This window comes from Methylotenera sp., from assembly GCF_029945705.1.
GTDB lineage: Bacteria > Pseudomonadota > Gammaproteobacteria > Burkholderiales > Methylophilaceae > Methylotenera.
Map to the genome: position 1 here is coordinate 25,399 of NZ_JAQSDC010000039.1, position 16,219 is coordinate 41,617.

Here is a 16,219-nt window from a genome sequence, read left to right on the forward strand (position 1 = left end):
TTTAAGTCTTATTGAAATCGACTTGCTTAGTTTCCTGCATCAACATCACCGCCAAAAAACTCACTAAAGCCATCGCTGAAACATAATACCCAACCCAAACCAAACCGCCTTTATCGACCAACAGTTGTGAGATAAAAGGCGCGGTAGAAGCCCCTAAAATCCCACCCAAATTGTAAGACAATCCCGCGCCAGTATAGCGCACGGCCACAGGATACTGCTCTGGCAGAAATGCGCCCATCGGCGCAAATGTCGCGCCCATTAAGAGTAAGGCGATGGATAAAAATAAGGTAATTAAAACACTTGAACCACTAGCCATTAATGGACTGAGGGTAAAACCAGCTAATACCGCCAAAAAACAGCCTGCTAACAATACGGGTTTACGACCAAATTTATCACTAAAACCTGCTGAAACTGGCGTAATAACTGCCATAAACAGCACAGCAATACATAACATTTGAAGAAACTCAGCACGCGGAATACCGAGTGTTTTAGTACCATAACTTAGGCAAAATACAGTCGCAGTATAAAACAAGTTATAGCAAACAGTCATGGCAAATGCGCCCAGCAATACAGGACGCCAATGTTGACTCAACAGCGATTTAATAGGTGTTTTGAGCGTTTGCTGATGTTGTAAAGCCTTAGCAAAAGCAGGCGTTTCAGCCAGTTTAAAACGTACATATAACCCAACCAACACCAACAAAGCACTCGCGAAAAACGGAATGCGCCAACCCCATGCTTTAAATGCATCGTCAGATAAATATAGGGTTAAAGCCAGAAAACTTAGCGTCGCCAGCAAAAAACCGATTGATGGGCCAAGCTGTGGAAACATGCCAAACCAGCCGCGCTTGCCTGCTGGCGCGCTTTCCGTGGCTAATAATGCGGCGCCGCCCCACTCACCACCCAAACCTAAACCTTGCCCAAACCGCAACAAACACAGTAGCACAGCGGCCCAAGTGCCTAAAATTTCGTAGCCAGGTAAGCAACCGATTAACAAGGTAGAAACCCCCATCACCAATAATGAAGCGGCTAAGGTCGCTTTGCGTCCAATGCGGTCACCAAAATGACCAAAAACAATCGCACCTAATGGCCTTGCAATAAAAGCAATACCGAATGTTAAAAAAGCGTTCAACGCTTGTGCGGTAGGATCGCTCGCAGGAAAAAATACTTGTCCAATCACCAATGCTGACGCCATGGCATAAATATAGAAATCATAAAACTCAATCGCCGTACCAATAAAGCTGGCAAAGGCAATGTGCGTGGTTGATGGACTACTGACAGATAAATTTTGATTATTCAAAGTAAGGCTTTCAAATGGCTTGTTGCGTAAGTGTGTTGTAGGTACGCATCAACATTATACAAACTTAGCATCATTCGAAAAATTTAAGTTTTCTGAGACTTCATTTGCGTATAAAATAGGCAGTTCGCTCGAAACAATTCAAAATTGCTAAAAAACTACTAAAAACTAAATAACAATGCAAATCGGCTCACACATTTTAAAGAATAACCTGATTGTCGCCCCTATGGCTGGTGTGACGGATAGACCATTCCGCCAGCTATGTAAGAAAATGGGCGCAGGTTTGGCTGTGAGTGAAATGGTGACGTCAAACTCCTTGCTCTACGGCAGTGAAAAAACCTTACGTAGAGCCAATCATGAAGGTGAAGTTGACCCTATTTCAGTGCAAATTGCTGGCGCAGACCCGCAAATGATGGCTGAAGCGGCGCGACATAACGTAGACAATGGTGCGCAGATTATCGACATTAATATGGGCTGCCCTGCGAAAAAAATCTGCAACGTGATGGCGGGTTCTGCATTACTTAAAGATGAACCCTTAGTTGCACAAATTTTAAGAGCAGTCGTGAATGCAGTTGATGTTCCTGTGACCTTAAAGATTCGCACAGGTTGGGATAAAAACAATCGCAATGCAGTGCAAATTGCCAAAATGGCCGAAGACTTAGGCGTTCAAGCCTTAGCAATGCATGGTCGCACGCGCGCGTGTTTGTACACTGGCGATGCTGAATATGACACGATTGCTGCGGTGAAACAAGCGATCAAAATCCCACTCATTGCCAACGGGGATATTACCACCCCAGAAAAAGCTAAATTCGTGTTGGATTACACAGGGGCAGATGCGGTCATGATTGGCCGTGCCGCGCAAGGCAGACCTTGGATTTTCCGCGAAATTGAACACTTTATTAAAACCGGTGAGCATTTACCCGCACCAGAAGTCACAGAAATTCGCGCTGTCATGCTAGAACACCTGCATGATTTATATGATTTTTATGGCGAGTTAACTGGTATGCGCATGGCGCGCAAGCATATTTCTTGGTACACCAAGGGTTTAAAAGACTCTGCAAACTTCCGCCATAATATGAACACACTGCAAACCATAGATTTGCAGCTTTCTGCGATTGATGAGTTTTTTGATCATCTGCAAAGTCGCGATCACCGTTTGCAATACGACTCTACAGATAATACTGACTCCAACAATCTAGTTCTTAAGGTGGCATAATGAATCCGTGCGAACTCGCTAACAGCGTAACATTATCATTAGATCAATACTTTAAAGATCTTGATGGTGAGCCGCCGCACGCCTTATATGACATGGTGTTGTCATGCATTGAAAAACCATTACTTGAATACACATTGCAATACGCAGGTGGCAACCAAAGCAAAACGGCAGAAATACTAGGCTTAAATCGCAACACCCTGCGTAAAAAAATGCAGCAATACAAAATCGAATAAGCAACAGCAAATATTCACTTCCAACTAATCACTTTCTTCTCTAGAGTTTTCAAATGGCAACTATTAAACGTGCGCTAATCAGCGTTTCAGACAAATCAGGTATTTTAGAATTAGCACAAGCTTTAACTAAATTAAACGTAGAAATCTTATCAACTGGCGGCACTGCGAAACTATTCCGCGATAATCAAATTCCTGTGATTGAAGTCAGCGATTACACTGGCTTTACTGAAATGTTAGATGGCCGCGTAAAAACGCTGCATCCTAAAGTACATGGTGGTATTTTAGGTCGCCGTGATTTGCCTGAACATGTAGCCGCTATGAAAGCAGCTAATATTCCAAATATCGACATGGTCGTGGTGAATCTTTACCCTTTTGAAGCCACGGCTGCAAAGCCAAATTGTACACTTGAAGATGCGATTGAAAATATCGACATCGGCGGCCCAGCGATGGTACGTTCTGCTGCAAAAAATTGGAAAGACGTAGCAGTGTTAACCGATGCGAGCCAATATGCAGATGTAGTAAGCGAGTTGCAAAGCACTGGCGGCGCGCTTGCGGAAGCGACAACTTTTGCGCTATCAGTTGCCGCATTTAACCGCGTATCGCAATATGATGCAGCCATTAGTAACTACTTATCAGCTATTGATTATGCGGCAAGCATGGCGAGCAAAAAGCCTGTATCGCATCAATTTCCTGCGCAAAGCAACACTAATTTTGTCAAAGTACAAGATTTACGCTACGGCGAAAACCCACATCAGCAAGCGGCTTTTTATCGCGACCTACACCCAGCGCATGGCTCATTGGTGACTGCGCAACAATTGCAAGGTAAAGAATTAAGTTTTAACAATATTGCCGATGGCGATGCTGCTTGGGAAGCGGTTAAATCTTTCGACACTACGGCCTGTGTCATCGTTAAACACGCAAACCCATGTGGCGTAGCGCTTGGTGCAACTGCCCTAGACGCATACTCAAAAGCTTTTCAAACTGACCCAAGTAGCGCATTTGGCGGCATTATTGCTTTCAACACTACTGTTGATAAAGCGGCTGCAGAAATCGTCAGCAAACAATTTGTGGAAGTGCTGATTGCACCTGATTACACCGCTGAAGCGCTGGCAATTTTTGCTGCAAAAGCGAATGTTCGCGTACTTAAAATCGCATTGCCAACTGGCGGGGCAACGGCTTGGGAACAAGGTCGCAACTCACATGAAAGCAAACGTGTCGGTTCTGGCATCCTGATCCAAACAGCTGATAATCATGAAATTAGCCAATCTGATTTAAAAGTCATCAGCAAAAAACAACCAACTCCACAGCAAATGGCCGATATGCTATTTGCTTGGCGCGTAGCGAAATATGTGAAATCAAACGCAATTGTTTTCTGCGGTAACGAAATGACGCTGGGCGTAGGCGCTGGTCAAATGAGCCGTATCGACAGCACGAAAATTGCAATTATCAAAGCGCAAAATGCAGGTTTAAGCTTGCAAAATTCAGTGGTGGCTTCTGATGCTTTCTTCCCATTCCGTGATGGCATTGATGCGCTAGCAGAAGCTGGTGCAAGCTGCGTGATTCATCCGGGTGGTAGCATGCGTGATGAAGAAGTCATTGCGGCAGCTGATGAGCACGGCTTGGTCATGGTAGTGACTGGTATTCGCCACTTTAGACATTAGTCACCACGGACACTAATCACCACTAAAAATCTATAAAAACTAGGGTAAAGCTAAAATATGAAAGTAATGGTCATTGGCAGTGGTGGTCGCGAACATGCGCTTGCTTGGAAAATTGCGCAGAATAAAGAAGTTAGCCGCGTCTATGTCGCGCCTGGTAACGCTGGCACCGCTCTCAACCCTGATATGATCAACGTACCGATTTCTAGCGTACAAGACTTACTAGAATTTGCGCTAAAAGAACAAATCCAGCTGACTGTTGTGGGTCCAGAAGCGCCTTTATCACAAGGGGTTGTAGATGTATTTCGCGCTAATGGTCTGAAAATTTTTGGCCCAACTAAAGCCGCTGCGCAATTAGAAAGCTCAAAAGATTTCGCTAAAGCATTCATGGTGCGCCACAACATTCCAACGGCGGCATACGCGACTTTTACCGATGCTAAACTTGCGCACGATTATGTTACAGCTCAAGGTGCACCCATTGTGATTAAAGCCGATGGCTTAGCTGCAGGTAAAGGTGTTGTAGTCGCCATGTCTAACGACGAAGCACACGCAGCTATAGATGCGATGCTTTCTGACAACAAGCTAGGCAGTGCAGGCGCACGCGTGGTGATTGAAGAATTTTTAACAGGTGAAGAAGCTAGCTTTATTGTGATGGTAGATGGCAAAAATATTTTAGCGCTTGCCACTAGCCAAGACCATAAACGCTTGCAAGATGGCGACCAAGGTCCCAATACTGGCGGCATGGGTGCATATTCACCTGCACCAGTAGTTACGCCAGAAATTCACGCAAAAGTGATGCGAGAAATTATTCGCCCTACCGTTGATGGCATGATGAAAGACGGCATTCCTTACACCGGCTTTCTATATGCAGGCTTGATGATTTCGCCAGATGGTGGCGTTAAAACATTAGAGTTTAACTGCCGTATGGGCGACCCAGAAACACAGCCGATTATGCTGCGACTTAAAAGTGACTTTGTAGCACTCGCAGAACATGCGGTAAATGGCACATTAGACCAAGCAGAAACCGAATGGGACAGACGCACAGCGCTCGGCGTTGTCATGGCCTCTGCCAACTACCCAGACACGCCAAGATTAGGTGATGAAATTACCGGCTTACCAAAAAATCTAGTGGATGCGCATGTGTTTCATGCTGGCGCCACACTTAAAGATGGCAAAATATTGACGAGTGGTGGTCGTGTGCTTTGCGTCACGGCATTAGGCGAAACCGTTAAATTTGCACATCAGCAAGCGTATAAAATCATCGACGAAATTAAATTTAATGGCGCACAATATCGTAAAGATATTGGCTATCGCGCGATTAAAGGCTAATCATGAATACTGCCAACGCTAGTCATATCAATACTAGTGACATCTACAATTACCTGCAGAAACTGCAGACAAAAATTATAGAAGCCATTGAGTTGGTGGATGGTAAAACGTTCCTGCAAGATAGCTGGCAACGCCCTGAAGGTGGTGGTGGTAACTCTTGCTTGCTTGAAGAAGGCAATGTATTTGAACGTGCTGGCGTCGGATTTTCTCACGTATTAGGTACAAAGTTACCACCAGCAGCTAGTGTTGCGCATCCTGAAGCGGCTGGCCGCCCATGGGAGGCAATGGGAGTGTCACTGGTGTTTCACCCGCGCAATCCGTACATTCCAACCGTACATATGAATGTACGTTTTTTTATTGCCAAAGCCCAAAATGAGTCCGAGCAAGACATTTGGTGGTTTGGTGGTGGTATGGATTTAACGCCGTATTATGGCTTTGAAGAAGATGCAGAACATTTTCACCGCACCAACAAAACCGCATTAGATGCCTTTGATACAAGTTATTATCCGAAATTTAAAAAAGAGTGTGACGAATATTTCTACTTAAAACATCGTAAAGAACCGCGTGGTATCGGCGGTATTTTTTACGATGATTTTAGCGAGTTAGGTTTTGAACGTAGCTTTGATTTTCATCGCGCAGTCGCTGACTCATTCCTGCAAGCTTACTTGCCTATCGTGCAACGCCGTAAAGATACTCCTTATGGCGAACGGGAGCGTGACTTTCAAGCTTATCGTCGTGGGCGATATGTCGAATTTAATCTAATCTATGACCGTGGCACGATTTTTGGGCTTCAATCGAATGGTCGTACCGAATCTATTCTGCTATCGATGCCGCCTATCGTTAAATGGCGTTATGACTGGAAACCAGAAACAGGTAGCCCTGAAGCTAAACTTTACTCTGACTTCCTGATTGACAAAGATTGGCTTTCGTTGGCAACGTAAAACTCATTTTCTAAACACGTAAGGGGCATTCGACATCATCGAATGCCCCTTAATTTTTTAGCAAATCAATTAATCATATTATTATTTATTTTCTGCTACTATCCTGCATGCAACTGTTGAAGTTGAGCACCTTCCAAGTAAAATTATACTGCTACAAAAGTATGCACAAAGCACCAATACGCTAACTTTTGGTGCATTAAAATACAAATATCTACTTGATTTATAAAAATAAAGCCAGTTTATACTGGCATATTTATTGCATGTTAATTAGCAGTTAATATGGAGTGTCATAATGCGAGTTCTTACCCAACCTGAATTAGCCTTAGATAGCTCAGCTGAATCTGTAGTAAATTTTCAGTCTACTAAAGACTTTGAAGAGCAGGCCGTTTTGCTGGAAGGCTGGAATCAAGGTTATGCTCAACTTTCATCTGGTGGCTTTGAAGGTTATGTTTCTGAAATGCGCTTTGACAACATGCACTTATTCTTAGAATACAGCAGCCAAAGCTTATTTCAAAATGGCCAACTGAAAGAGGATGTCATAGCAGTTGGCGTGCCACTTCAATTCAGTGGCAACGGTTTATTTTGTGGGTCAGCATGCAATCATCAGTCCATGCATGTTTTTTCAGGTGTGAATGGATTTGAATTTTTCTCACCAACACAATTGTTGATGGCGGGAATTTCAGTTAAACGTGACGCGCTGTTAAATACACTCAACGCGGAAGATGCCGAGCTTGCATTGCATCACATTTCACAAGCCAATCTATTGCATATCGACGACACCAGAACCTGTGCAGTGCGTGACTTCATGACAGGGGCATTTGCCATGATTAATCAGAACCCTCAGCTATTAGAAAGCAAGAAAAACCGCACTTCTCTAAGCAAGTCTGTCATCTCCCTGTTAACTGAATGTTTGGTAGACACGCCAGACTCAAGGGATAGAGCACTACAACATGCGGCAATGACCAATACTAAATGCTGGCACATTATTGCTGAAACGCGTGAACTCGTGCGAAATAATGTAGACGATCCAATAAGTGTCGCTGAAGTATGTACACAACTAGGTATCAGTCGACGTACTTTGCAATATTGCTTTCAAAACCTGCTGAATACTACTCCAATGGCTTACTTGAGAGCTGAGCGTTTAAATGGCGTGCGAGCGATGCTCAGAACGGAGAAGTCAGTGACTGAGGCTGCTGCGCATTGGGGATTTTGGCACTTTGGGCACTTTGCACAGGAATATAAAAAGATGTTTGGGGAGCTGCCATCAGTCACGTTTAAAAGACGCCAAAATCATTAATGACTTGCAGCCCATTGCTGCAAGGGAATCAACATAGAGTTTAGCTTTTTTGTCTATTCAAGCGAGGTTTGCTGGGAGATTTCTTGCATATCACTTTCATCTTTTAGCGCAACACCAGACAATTTGAGTCTTGATGCTTCTTTAGCTAACCACACGAGCTTTTTAGCCGCCGCAGCATAATGCAAACCTTCAGGACGCACGTTAGAAATACAGTTTCGATCTGCATCGCTACCACCACGTTTTGGTGAGTATGTTAGGTAAACCCCTAGACTATCTGGCGAACTCAATCCTGGACGCTCACCGATGAGCATAGCCACCATACGCGCCCCTAGCGCTTGCCCAATTTCATCTGAAATAGCGACGCGTGCCTGACTAGCTATCACTACTGGGCCTAGCTTCCATTCCACAGGTAGGACATTACGAAGCGCTTCAAGCATGGGTTGCACATGCCGTGAAACAGCTAAGGATGATAAACCATCACCTACCACAATTAAAAAATCAATTGGCTCTGCTATATCAACTTTCTGCTTTTTGTAGTCCTCTAAAACATTCAAACTATCTTGATTGAGGCTACGTCCCCAATCGGGACGAAGTAAATAGCTGGCGCGATCGGGTGCGCGACTGTGCACCCGAAGCGTATTAAAGCCTTGTGATTGAATACCAGCTTCTAGCACATCTACATCTAAAGCTAAATGTACGGCATCACGAGCCATTGCATGTGCCAAACCAAAATCAAGCACTTCTTTAGTTGGCAAGCTACTGCCTACACGCCCCAATGCAATTCGAGCTTGTGTGAATTTTTTTAACTGTATCCACGGATCTATGGAAAAAGCATCCGCTGTAAGCGAGTCTGAAACTTCAGGAGTTTCGGGCAATACGCTATCTGGTTTTTTAGTCATACTTTCCGCCATATTGATAAAACAATTATGCCGCACTCAGTAAATTTTTGGGCATATTTTGCAACATACTATGCCCGCTCTTCACGGCTTGCATCTGGCCTTGTGCATCCATAATATTCATTTTCTTAAGCCATAGCTCAAACTCTGGTGCCGCTTTTAAACCTAGTACTTTACGCAGATATAAGGCATCATGGAATGAAGTGGTTTGATAGTTAAGCATGATGTCATCAGAGCCAGGAATGCCCATAATGAAGGTCAACCCAGCAGTCGCTAGCAGAGTCATTAACGTATCCATATCATCCTGATCGGCTTCTGCATGATTGGTATAGCAAACATCGCAACCCAAAGGTACGCCTAACAATTTGCCGCAAAAGTGATCTTCTAAACCTGCACGTATAATTTGTTTACCATCATATAGGTACTCTGGGCCAATAAAACCGACAACGGTATTAGTCAGCAAAGGAGATAGATGCCTTGCAATCGCGTAGGCACGGGCTTCGCAGGTTTGTTGATCCACGCCAAAATTAGCATTGGCGGATAACACCGAACCTTGGCCTGTTTCAAAATACATGACATTGTTACCCACCGTGCCACGATTTAATGACAAAGCTGCCGACTGAGCTTCTTTAAGCAACGCTATATCTATGCCGAAACTTTTATTCGCTTTTTCGGTACCCGCAATAGACTGAAATACCAAGTCGAGCGGCGCGCCTTTTTCAATCAATTGAATCTGGTTTGTCACATGCGTGAGTATGCAGGACTGGGTAGGAATGTTGTATTGGTTGATGACTTCATCCACCAAATAATATAAGTTCATTAAAGCAGGTAGGCTATCTGTGGCAGGATTAATGCCAATCACAGCATCACCCGAGCCGTAAAGCAGGCCATCTAACAGTGAGGCAGCAATGCCGCGTGGATCATCGGTTGGATGGTTTGGCTGTAAGCGTACCGAGATATGCCCAGGCAAGCCGATAGTATTTCGAAATGCGGTTATCACATGACATTTTTTAGCAACAAGGATTAAATCCTGATTGCGCATCAGTTTACTCACAGCGGCTGCCATCTCTGGAGTGATACCAGGTGCCACACGTTTTAAAGTAGCAGAGTCTGCAATATCAGATAGTAACCAATCACGAAAATCGCCGACAGTCAGGTGGCTAATTTCGGCAAATGCCTGCTTATCATGCGTATCAACAATGAGCCGTGTCACCTCATCGGTTTCATAGGGGATGATTAACTCTTCCAAAAACCTTTTAAGTGGGATGGCAGCTAAACACATTCTGGCAGCCATGCGTTCTGCATAGGTTTCAGCAGCTACACCTGCAAGATAATCGCCGGAGCGCGCTGGAGTTGCTTTAGCCAACACACATTTCAGGTCTGCGAACTGATAAGTATGTACTCCCGCAGTATATTGATAGCTCATCATGTACTCACTTCACTTTTATTTACTCTTCTATCATTACTTGATGTGCATTTACTTTTAGTGACTATCACTAAAAGTAAATGCACATCACATAAAGATAAAACTAACCGCGCTAGAAATCAACTCTAGCGCGACTTAACCCTAAAACACCTAGGCTGCGACTTTATTATCAGCAGATGCATCACGATGATGCTGCGTCATACTGAAGTAAATATAGCCTAGCGCCATTAAACCAAAAAACACCATAGTCAATTGTTGATTGTAATAAATCATTGTCACCAAACTAATCACAGCTAAACCCAAGGCAATTGCTGGAAATAGCGGATAGGCCACGGCTGCAAATGGGCGTTCTAAATTAGGCTCATTTTTACGTAGTGCAAACAAACTCATCATTGACACGATATACATCACAATCGCCCCAAATACAGCCATAGTAATCAAGTTTGCAGTCAATGTTTGACCTGCAAATTGAAAGCTATCGCCCATAATCGCAGCAACACCAACTACTGAACCAGCAATAATTGCACGGTGCGGCGTTTTGAATTTATTATTAACCTCACCAAAGTATTTGGGCATATAACCTGCGCGTGACAAAGCAAATATCTGACGTGAGTAGCCAAGAATAATGCCATGGAATGAGGCAATCAGGCCAAACAAACCTATCCAGACCAACATATGCAACCAACCACTATGTTCACCAACAATCATTTTCATGGCTTGCGGTAATGGGTCGTTAATATTTGAAAGTGCTTTCCAATCACCTGCACCACCCGCAAATATCATCACGCCAATTGCCAACACCAGTAAAGTTAAAATCCCACCGATGTAAGCCTTAGGAATAGTTCTTTTAGGATCTTCAGCTTCTTCTGCTGCCATGGCAACCCCTTCAATGGCTAAGAAGAACCAAATAGCAAAAGGAATAGCGGCAACCATGCCAGGAATAGCCGCCATACTAAAATCATTCTGACCAGCCCAACCATTCGCCACAAAATTGCTCATAGAAAAACCCGGTGAAACCACGCCCATAAATACTAACAATTCAAAAATAGCCAATATGGTCACGAACAATTCAAACGTAGCAGCTATTCGTACACCGATGATATTCAAGGCAACAAATACTACATAGGCTCCCATCGCAAACATTTTAGGATCAACTCCCGGGAACTGCACATTCAAATAAGCGCCAATAGCCATCGCAATTGCAGGTGGTGCAAACACGAATTCAACCAGCGTAGCAAACCCTGCTACATAGGCCATTTTTGAGCCAAATGCACGTCGTGCATAAGCAAAAGGTCCACCAGCGTGAGGAATGGAAGTTGTTAATTCAGTAAAACTAAAAATAAATGTTGTATACATAATTGCGATTAAAATAGAGGTGACAAGAAAGCCTAGCGTGCCGGCCTTATCCCAACCATAACTCCAACCAAAATACTCACCCGATATGACCAACCCAACGGCTAACCCCCACAAATGCCAGCCATTTAGCGTGGCTTTTAATGATGAACTCATTACTACTCTCCTTAGTATGAACCTTTGTATGAAAATGGCACCCTTAATGGTCACCAACTTAAAGCATTGTGACCACAATATGTTAGCCTGAATGCGATAGTGTAACTTTTTAGGAAATTGCACTATCCCATTTTGGCAATCAGCACTTCGTTCATTTTGGTTGTTTTATATTTAACAGGCTTCTTAAATTAAGGTTAACTAGTGATATTCAGCGCTCAATATCAACATTATTGGAGAATTGGTGATGAAACACTGGCATGATAAACTTCCAGCATCTATGTAAAATATTTAAGACAAAAATGCCCGTCGAAACAAACTCTCTGATCCACGCAAAAGTGCAAGCCCAAGACTTGCTTAACTTCATTGACGCAAGTCCAAGCCCTTGGCATGCGGTTGACAGTGTAGCGAAATTATTAAAAGAAAATGGTTTTAAGCCGCTCATAGAAAACCAGCCTTGGCAGTTTAAAAAGAGTGGTCGTTATTATGTGGTGCGTGATGGTGCTTCTATTATTGCCTTTGTTATTGGCAACCAAGCGTTAGCAGAAACAGGTTTTCGTATTGTTGGCGCGCATACTGATTCACCTGGGTTGCGCTTAAAGCCAAAAGCCGCATTCAGCAGCCAAGGCATTGCTCAACTTGGCGTTGAAGTATACGGCGGCCCTATTTTAGCTACGTTTACCGACCGCGATTTGAGCCTAGCTGGGCGCGTGATGGTGCGCGATGGCAACTCACACGTGGCGCGCCACGTACAATTTAGCAGTTCAGTTGTGCGCTTACCTAACCTCGCCATTCATATGAATCGTGAGGTGAATGACAAGGGTTTGGTACTTAACAAACAAACTGGCTTACCGCTTATTTTTGGCTTTGCTGCTGACAGCGCCGAGGCACAAACACAGCTAACCAGCGTGCTTGCAGAGCAATTAAAAGTAGAACCTGCTGACATTATGACTTGGGATTTAAGCGTTTACGACACACAAAAAGGTAGCTTTTGGGGTCTAAATGAAGAGTTTATCGCCAATAGTCAATTAGACAATCTCGCCTCTTGCCATGCGGCTATAAGCGCTTTATTGAGCGATAAAAAGCCAGATAGCACTAACATCTGCGCACTATTTGACCATGAAGAGGTTGGTAGTGAAAGCGCAACTGGTGCAAGTGGAAGCTTTATGAATGATGTGATTACGCGCATTTGCGCATCAACCAACACAAGCACAGAAGACCGTTTACGCGCACTCGCAAATAGCTTTTTTGTGAGTGCAGATATGGCTCATGCATTCCATCCTAACCATGCAAGCAGCTACGAACCCTGTCACCACGCACTTGTAAACCAAGGCCCTGTGATTAAAACCAACGCAAATCAACGCTATAGCACCAATGCAGATACGGCCGCGCGCTTTATTCAGCTTTGCAAACGTGCAGAAGTACCTTACCAGCAATACGCGCATCGCACCGATTTAGGTTGCGGTAGCACAATAGGCCCGATATTAGCGGCTCAACTTGGAGTAGCAAGCGTGGATGTTGGCAACCCGATGTGGGCGATGCACAGCATACGCGAAAGTGCTGGCGTGCTAGACCACAGCTATATGATTGCTGTATTGAAAGCGCTATTCAATAGTTAGTCGCAAGCGAGAGTTTATGTGCCGCACACAATAATGAATTTATGTCTATAATCAAACTTAATTCAACCTACTGGTAAATCAGCATGCAAACATTCGAGGCGCTCATCTCTACTCTTTCTGGCTGGGTGTGGGGTCCACCAATGTTAACCCTACTAGTAGGTACTGGGCTTTACCTCACCATTTTACTTAAAGGCATGCAGTTTCGTGCATTGCCACTAGCCTTCAAACTTGTATTTCGCAAAGACCATCACCATGAAGGCGATATTTCGCATTTTGCGGCATTGATGACTGCGCTTGCCGCCACAGTAGGGATTGGCAATATCGTCGGCGTAGCCACCGCAATTACACTTGGCGGTCCAGGTGCAGTATTTTGGATGTGGATGACGGGCTTGGTGGGCATGGCTACTAAATATTCAGAAGCCGTATTAGCCATGAAATACAGAGAAAAAGGCCCGCATGGCATGCGTGGTGGACCAATGTATTACCTAGCCAAAGGGGCAGGCTTACCTTGGTTAGGGACAATATTCGCAGTATTCACAGCCTGCGCCGCATTTGGTATTGGCAACATGACGCAAGCCAATGCTACCGCTAAAATTTTCGAATCCACCTTTCATATCGCACCCTATATTACTGGTTGGGTGCTGATGATACTCACTGGCGCGGTCATACTTGGCGGCATTAAATCTATTGGTAAATTCACCTCGTTCTTAGTACCGTTTATGATTGTGGGCTATGTCAGCACTTCCTTAGTCGTTTTATTTATTCATGCGGACCAAATTCCACATGCTTTTGGTTTAATTTTCTCCAGCGCATTTAGCCCTGCCTCCGCCACTGGCGGCTTTGCGGGTGCTACCATTGCAGCAGCCATGCGCTATGGTATTGCTCGTGGTGTGTTCTCTAATGAGTCTGGTTTGGGATCTGCGCCAATCGCAGCCGCCGCAGCGCGCACTGCCGACCCAGTGAAACAAGCCTTGGTTAGCATGACACAGACCTTTATTGATACTCTAGTGGTTTGCACCATGACCGCACTGATCATCTTAACGGCAACTTCTTGGACACAAGGTGTAAGCGCAAGCGAACTCACCAGTGCCAGCATGGCTGAAACATTGGGCGATACAGGTAAAATCATCGTCGCCATTTCAACTGCATTATTCGCTTACTCTACATTGATTGGCTGGAATTACTACGGTGAGAAAGCCATTGAGTACTTATTTGGTTCTAAATCGATTGCTATTTATCGCGTCGTTTTTACCGCTGCTGTGATTGTAGGCGCAACCATGAGCCTAGAGTTAGTTTGGAATTTCTCAGACCTAATGAACGGCATGATGGCGATTCCGAATCTGATTGGTTTATTACTACTCTCGAAAGTAGTCAAAGCAGAAACTGACAGATTCTTTAGCGAGAAACACTAATCGTTATTTTTAAACTACTTCTAAAATATGAGCCATCCATCACACCGTAGCCATTGGAACAGTCGCTGGACATTCATGCTAGCCACGGCTGGCTCGGCAATTGGCTTGGGTAATATTTGGAAACTACCCTACATGATAGGTGTGAATGGCGGCAGTGCATTTGTATTGGTATTTGTCGCCTGCATTTTTTTAGTGGGCATCCCATTGATGATGACTGAAATATTACTCGGTCGTCGCGCACAAAAAAATCCACTTGATGGCATGCAAGCACTCGCAATTGAAGCAAAAAGATCTACGGCTTGGAAATATCTAGGCGGCATGGGCATGCTCACTGGATTGTTGATATTGAGCTTCTATAGCGTTATTGGCGGCTGGGTTCTAGCCTATATTATTGAAGCCGCTCGTGGCAGTTTTAGTCAAATTACTGCAACGCAATCTACCGCCAACTTCGATGCTTTATTAGCCTCCCCATTGCAGCTACTAGGTTGGCACACATTATTTATGTTCATGACCATGAGCGTGGTAGCGCATGGTGTCAACTCTGGCCTAGAAAAAGCTAACAACATTCTTATTCCTTCACTGTTTGCCATCCTGTTGATATTACTAGGCTACAGCATGTCAGTGGGTGATATGCATGCAGCCTTTCAATTCATGTTCAAGCCTGACTTTTCTAAAATCAAACCCGTTGCAGTGTTATCTGCCCTAGGGCATGCGTTCTTTTCACTTAGTTTAGGTATGGGCGCGGTCATGGTGTATGGCTCATACCTTCAGCGTAATGTCTCTATTGCGCGCACTACCATTTACATTGCACTGGCAGACACCATGCTTGGTTTATTAGTAGGCCTAGCCATTTACTCTTTAGTGTTTGCCAATCATTTAGCGCCAAATGCAGGACCAGGCCTAATATTTCAAACGCTGCCGATTGCTTTCGGTCACATGCCTGCAGGTGGCTTTATTGGTATGTTATTTTTCATACTTGTCGCATTTGCTGCTTGGACTTCATCGATTTCATTGGTTGAACCTGCTATCGCATGGATTGTAGAAAACACCAAAATTAAACGCCATACTGCAGCATGGGCAATTGGGCTAGTCGTTTGGATACTTGGTACTGCCGTGGTGTTATCTTTCAACGAATGGAAAGCAATAAAAATAGTATTTGGACTGAATATTTTTGAAACACTGGATAAACTAACTTCCACTATCTTATTGCCGCTTGGTGGACTATTGATGGCGATTTTTGCAGGTTATTTTATGAATAAACACCATGCGCAAGAAGAGTTAGACTTAAATGATCAACATTTCAAACTCTGGCGCTTTACTAACAACTACATTGCCCCCATCGCTATTGGGGCAGTGTTCTTGTATCTGTTTGGGCTTGTGAAATAAATCTGC

The 16,219-nt window shown here is 44.2% G+C and carries 13 protein-coding genes; 9 read left to right on the plus strand and 4 right to left on the minus strand.

The window, feature by feature from the left end; all coding sequences use genetic code 11:
• Position 1: 1 nt before the first annotated feature.
• A complete protein-coding gene (locus PSU78_RS07750; RefSeq protein ID WP_300386727.1) occupies positions 2–1,297 on the minus strand; it encodes an MFS transporter in 1,296 nt (431 codons plus the stop codon).
• A 175-nt stretch (positions 1,298–1,472) separates the two neighbouring features.
• Here PSU78_RS07750 and dusB point away from each other — a divergent pair, with 175 nt between their 5' ends.
• From dusB to PSU78_RS07780, 6 genes are all read left to right on the plus strand, one after another.
• A complete protein-coding gene (gene dusB / locus PSU78_RS07755) occupies positions 1,473–2,510 on the plus strand; it encodes a tRNA dihydrouridine synthase DusB (protein ID WP_300386730.1) in 1,038 nt (345 codons plus the stop codon).
• Entirely contained in the window at positions 2,510–2,743 is a 234-nt protein-coding gene (locus PSU78_RS07760; RefSeq protein ID WP_300386733.1) for a helix-turn-helix domain-containing protein, read from the plus strand. Before dusB ends, PSU78_RS07760 begins: the two co-directional genes overlap by 1 nt.
• A gap of 53 nt (positions 2,744–2,796) precedes the next feature.
• On the plus strand, positions 2,797–4,404 hold the full coding sequence (gene purH / locus PSU78_RS07765; RefSeq protein ID WP_300386736.1) for a bifunctional phosphoribosylaminoimidazolecarboxamide formyltransferase/IMP cyclohydrolase: 1,608 nt from the start codon (positions 2,797–2,799) through the stop codon (positions 4,402–4,404).
• Between the two features lie 57 nt (positions 4,405–4,461).
• Positions 4,462–5,730, plus strand: coding sequence for a phosphoribosylamine--glycine ligase (purD, locus tag PSU78_RS07770; protein ID WP_300386739.1), 1,269 nt, complete (start codon positions 4,462–4,464; stop codon positions 5,728–5,730).
• 2 nt (positions 5,731–5,732) lie between these two features.
• Complete coding sequence (gene hemF, locus PSU78_RS07775) at positions 5,733–6,671, plus strand: oxygen-dependent coproporphyrinogen oxidase (RefSeq protein WP_300386742.1); 939 nt, start codon at positions 5,733–5,735, stop codon at positions 6,669–6,671.
• Positions 6,672–6,963: 292 nt separating this feature from the next.
• A complete protein-coding gene (locus PSU78_RS07780) occupies positions 6,964–7,968 on the plus strand; it encodes a helix-turn-helix domain-containing protein (protein ID WP_300386745.1) in 1,005 nt (334 codons plus the stop codon).
• A gap of 53 nt (positions 7,969–8,021) precedes the next feature.
• On the opposite strand, the gene eutC is transcribed toward PSU78_RS07780, so the two are convergent.
• From eutC to eat, 3 genes are all read right to left on the minus strand, one after another.
• On the minus strand, positions 8,022–8,867 hold the full coding sequence (gene eutC / locus PSU78_RS07785) for an ethanolamine ammonia-lyase subunit EutC (RefSeq protein ID WP_300386748.1): 846 nt from the start codon (positions 8,865–8,867) through the stop codon (positions 8,022–8,024).
• Positions 8,868–8,892: 25 nt separating this feature from the next.
• Positions 8,893–10,290 (minus strand): ethanolamine ammonia-lyase subunit EutB, encoded by a 1,398-nt coding sequence (locus PSU78_RS07790; protein WP_367186334.1) that lies wholly within the window; start codon positions 10,288–10,290, stop codon positions 8,893–8,895.
• A gap of 150 nt (positions 10,291–10,440) precedes the next feature.
• Complete coding sequence (eat, locus tag PSU78_RS07795) at positions 10,441–11,799, minus strand: ethanolamine permease (protein WP_300386754.1); 1,359 nt, start codon at positions 11,797–11,799, stop codon at positions 10,441–10,443.
• Between the two features lie 299 nt (positions 11,800–12,098).
• On the opposite strand from eat, the gene PSU78_RS07800 reads away from it, so the two are divergent.
• The 3 genes from PSU78_RS07800 to PSU78_RS07810 all read left to right on the plus strand — a co-directional run bounded on the left by PSU78_RS07800 (position 12,099) and on the right by PSU78_RS07810 (position 16,213).
• Positions 12,099–13,415 (plus strand): M18 family aminopeptidase, encoded by a 1,317-nt coding sequence (locus PSU78_RS07800; protein WP_300386757.1) that lies wholly within the window; start codon positions 12,099–12,101, stop codon positions 13,413–13,415.
• A gap of 83 nt (positions 13,416–13,498) precedes the next feature.
• Complete coding sequence (locus PSU78_RS07805) at positions 13,499–14,827, plus strand: sodium:alanine symporter family protein (protein WP_300386760.1); 1,329 nt, start codon at positions 13,499–13,501, stop codon at positions 14,825–14,827.
• Between the two features lie 27 nt (positions 14,828–14,854).
• Positions 14,855–16,213, plus strand: a complete 1,359-nt coding sequence (locus tag PSU78_RS07810; RefSeq protein WP_300386763.1) for a sodium-dependent transporter — start codon at positions 14,855–14,857, stop codon at positions 16,211–16,213.
• The last annotated feature ends 6 nt before the right edge of the window (positions 16,214–16,219 follow it).

What these genes read in the sequence shown, in the direction of transcription:
- dusB (WP_300386730.1), top strand. Translation starts at nt 1,473, where the DNA reads ATGCAAATCGGCTCACACATTTTAAAGAATAACCTGATTGTCGCCCCT.
- PSU78_RS07760 (WP_300386733.1), top strand. Translation starts at nt 2,510, where the DNA reads ATGAATCCGTGCGAACTCGCTAACAGCGTAACATTATCATTAGATCAA.
- purH (WP_300386736.1), top strand. Translation starts at nt 2,797, where the DNA reads ATGGCAACTATTAAACGTGCGCTAATCAGCGTTTCAGACAAATCAGGT.
- purD (WP_300386739.1), top strand. Translation starts at nt 4,462, where the DNA reads ATGAAAGTAATGGTCATTGGCAGTGGTGGTCGCGAACATGCGCTTGCT.
- hemF (WP_300386742.1), top strand. Translation starts at nt 5,733, where the DNA reads ATGAATACTGCCAACGCTAGTCATATCAATACTAGTGACATCTACAAT.
- PSU78_RS07780 (WP_300386745.1), top strand. Translation starts at nt 6,964, where the DNA reads ATGCGAGTTCTTACCCAACCTGAATTAGCCTTAGATAGCTCAGCTGAA.
- eutC (WP_300386748.1), bottom strand. Translation starts at nt 8,867, where the DNA reads ATGACTAAAAAACCAGATAGCGTATTGCCCGAAACTCCTGAAGTTTCA.
- PSU78_RS07790 (WP_367186334.1), bottom strand. Translation starts at nt 10,290, where the DNA reads ATGAGCTATCAATATACTGCGGGAGTACATACTTATCAGTTCGCAGAC.
- eat (WP_300386754.1), bottom strand. Translation starts at nt 11,799, where the DNA reads ATGAGTTCATCATTAAAAGCCACGCTAAATGGCTGGCATTTGTGGGGG.
- PSU78_RS07800 (WP_300386757.1), top strand. Translation starts at nt 12,099, where the DNA reads ATGCCCGTCGAAACAAACTCTCTGATCCACGCAAAAGTGCAAGCCCAA.
- PSU78_RS07805 (WP_300386760.1), top strand. Translation starts at nt 13,499, where the DNA reads ATGCAAACATTCGAGGCGCTCATCTCTACTCTTTCTGGCTGGGTGTGG.
- PSU78_RS07810 (WP_300386763.1), top strand. Translation starts at nt 14,855, where the DNA reads ATGAGCCATCCATCACACCGTAGCCATTGGAACAGTCGCTGGACATTC.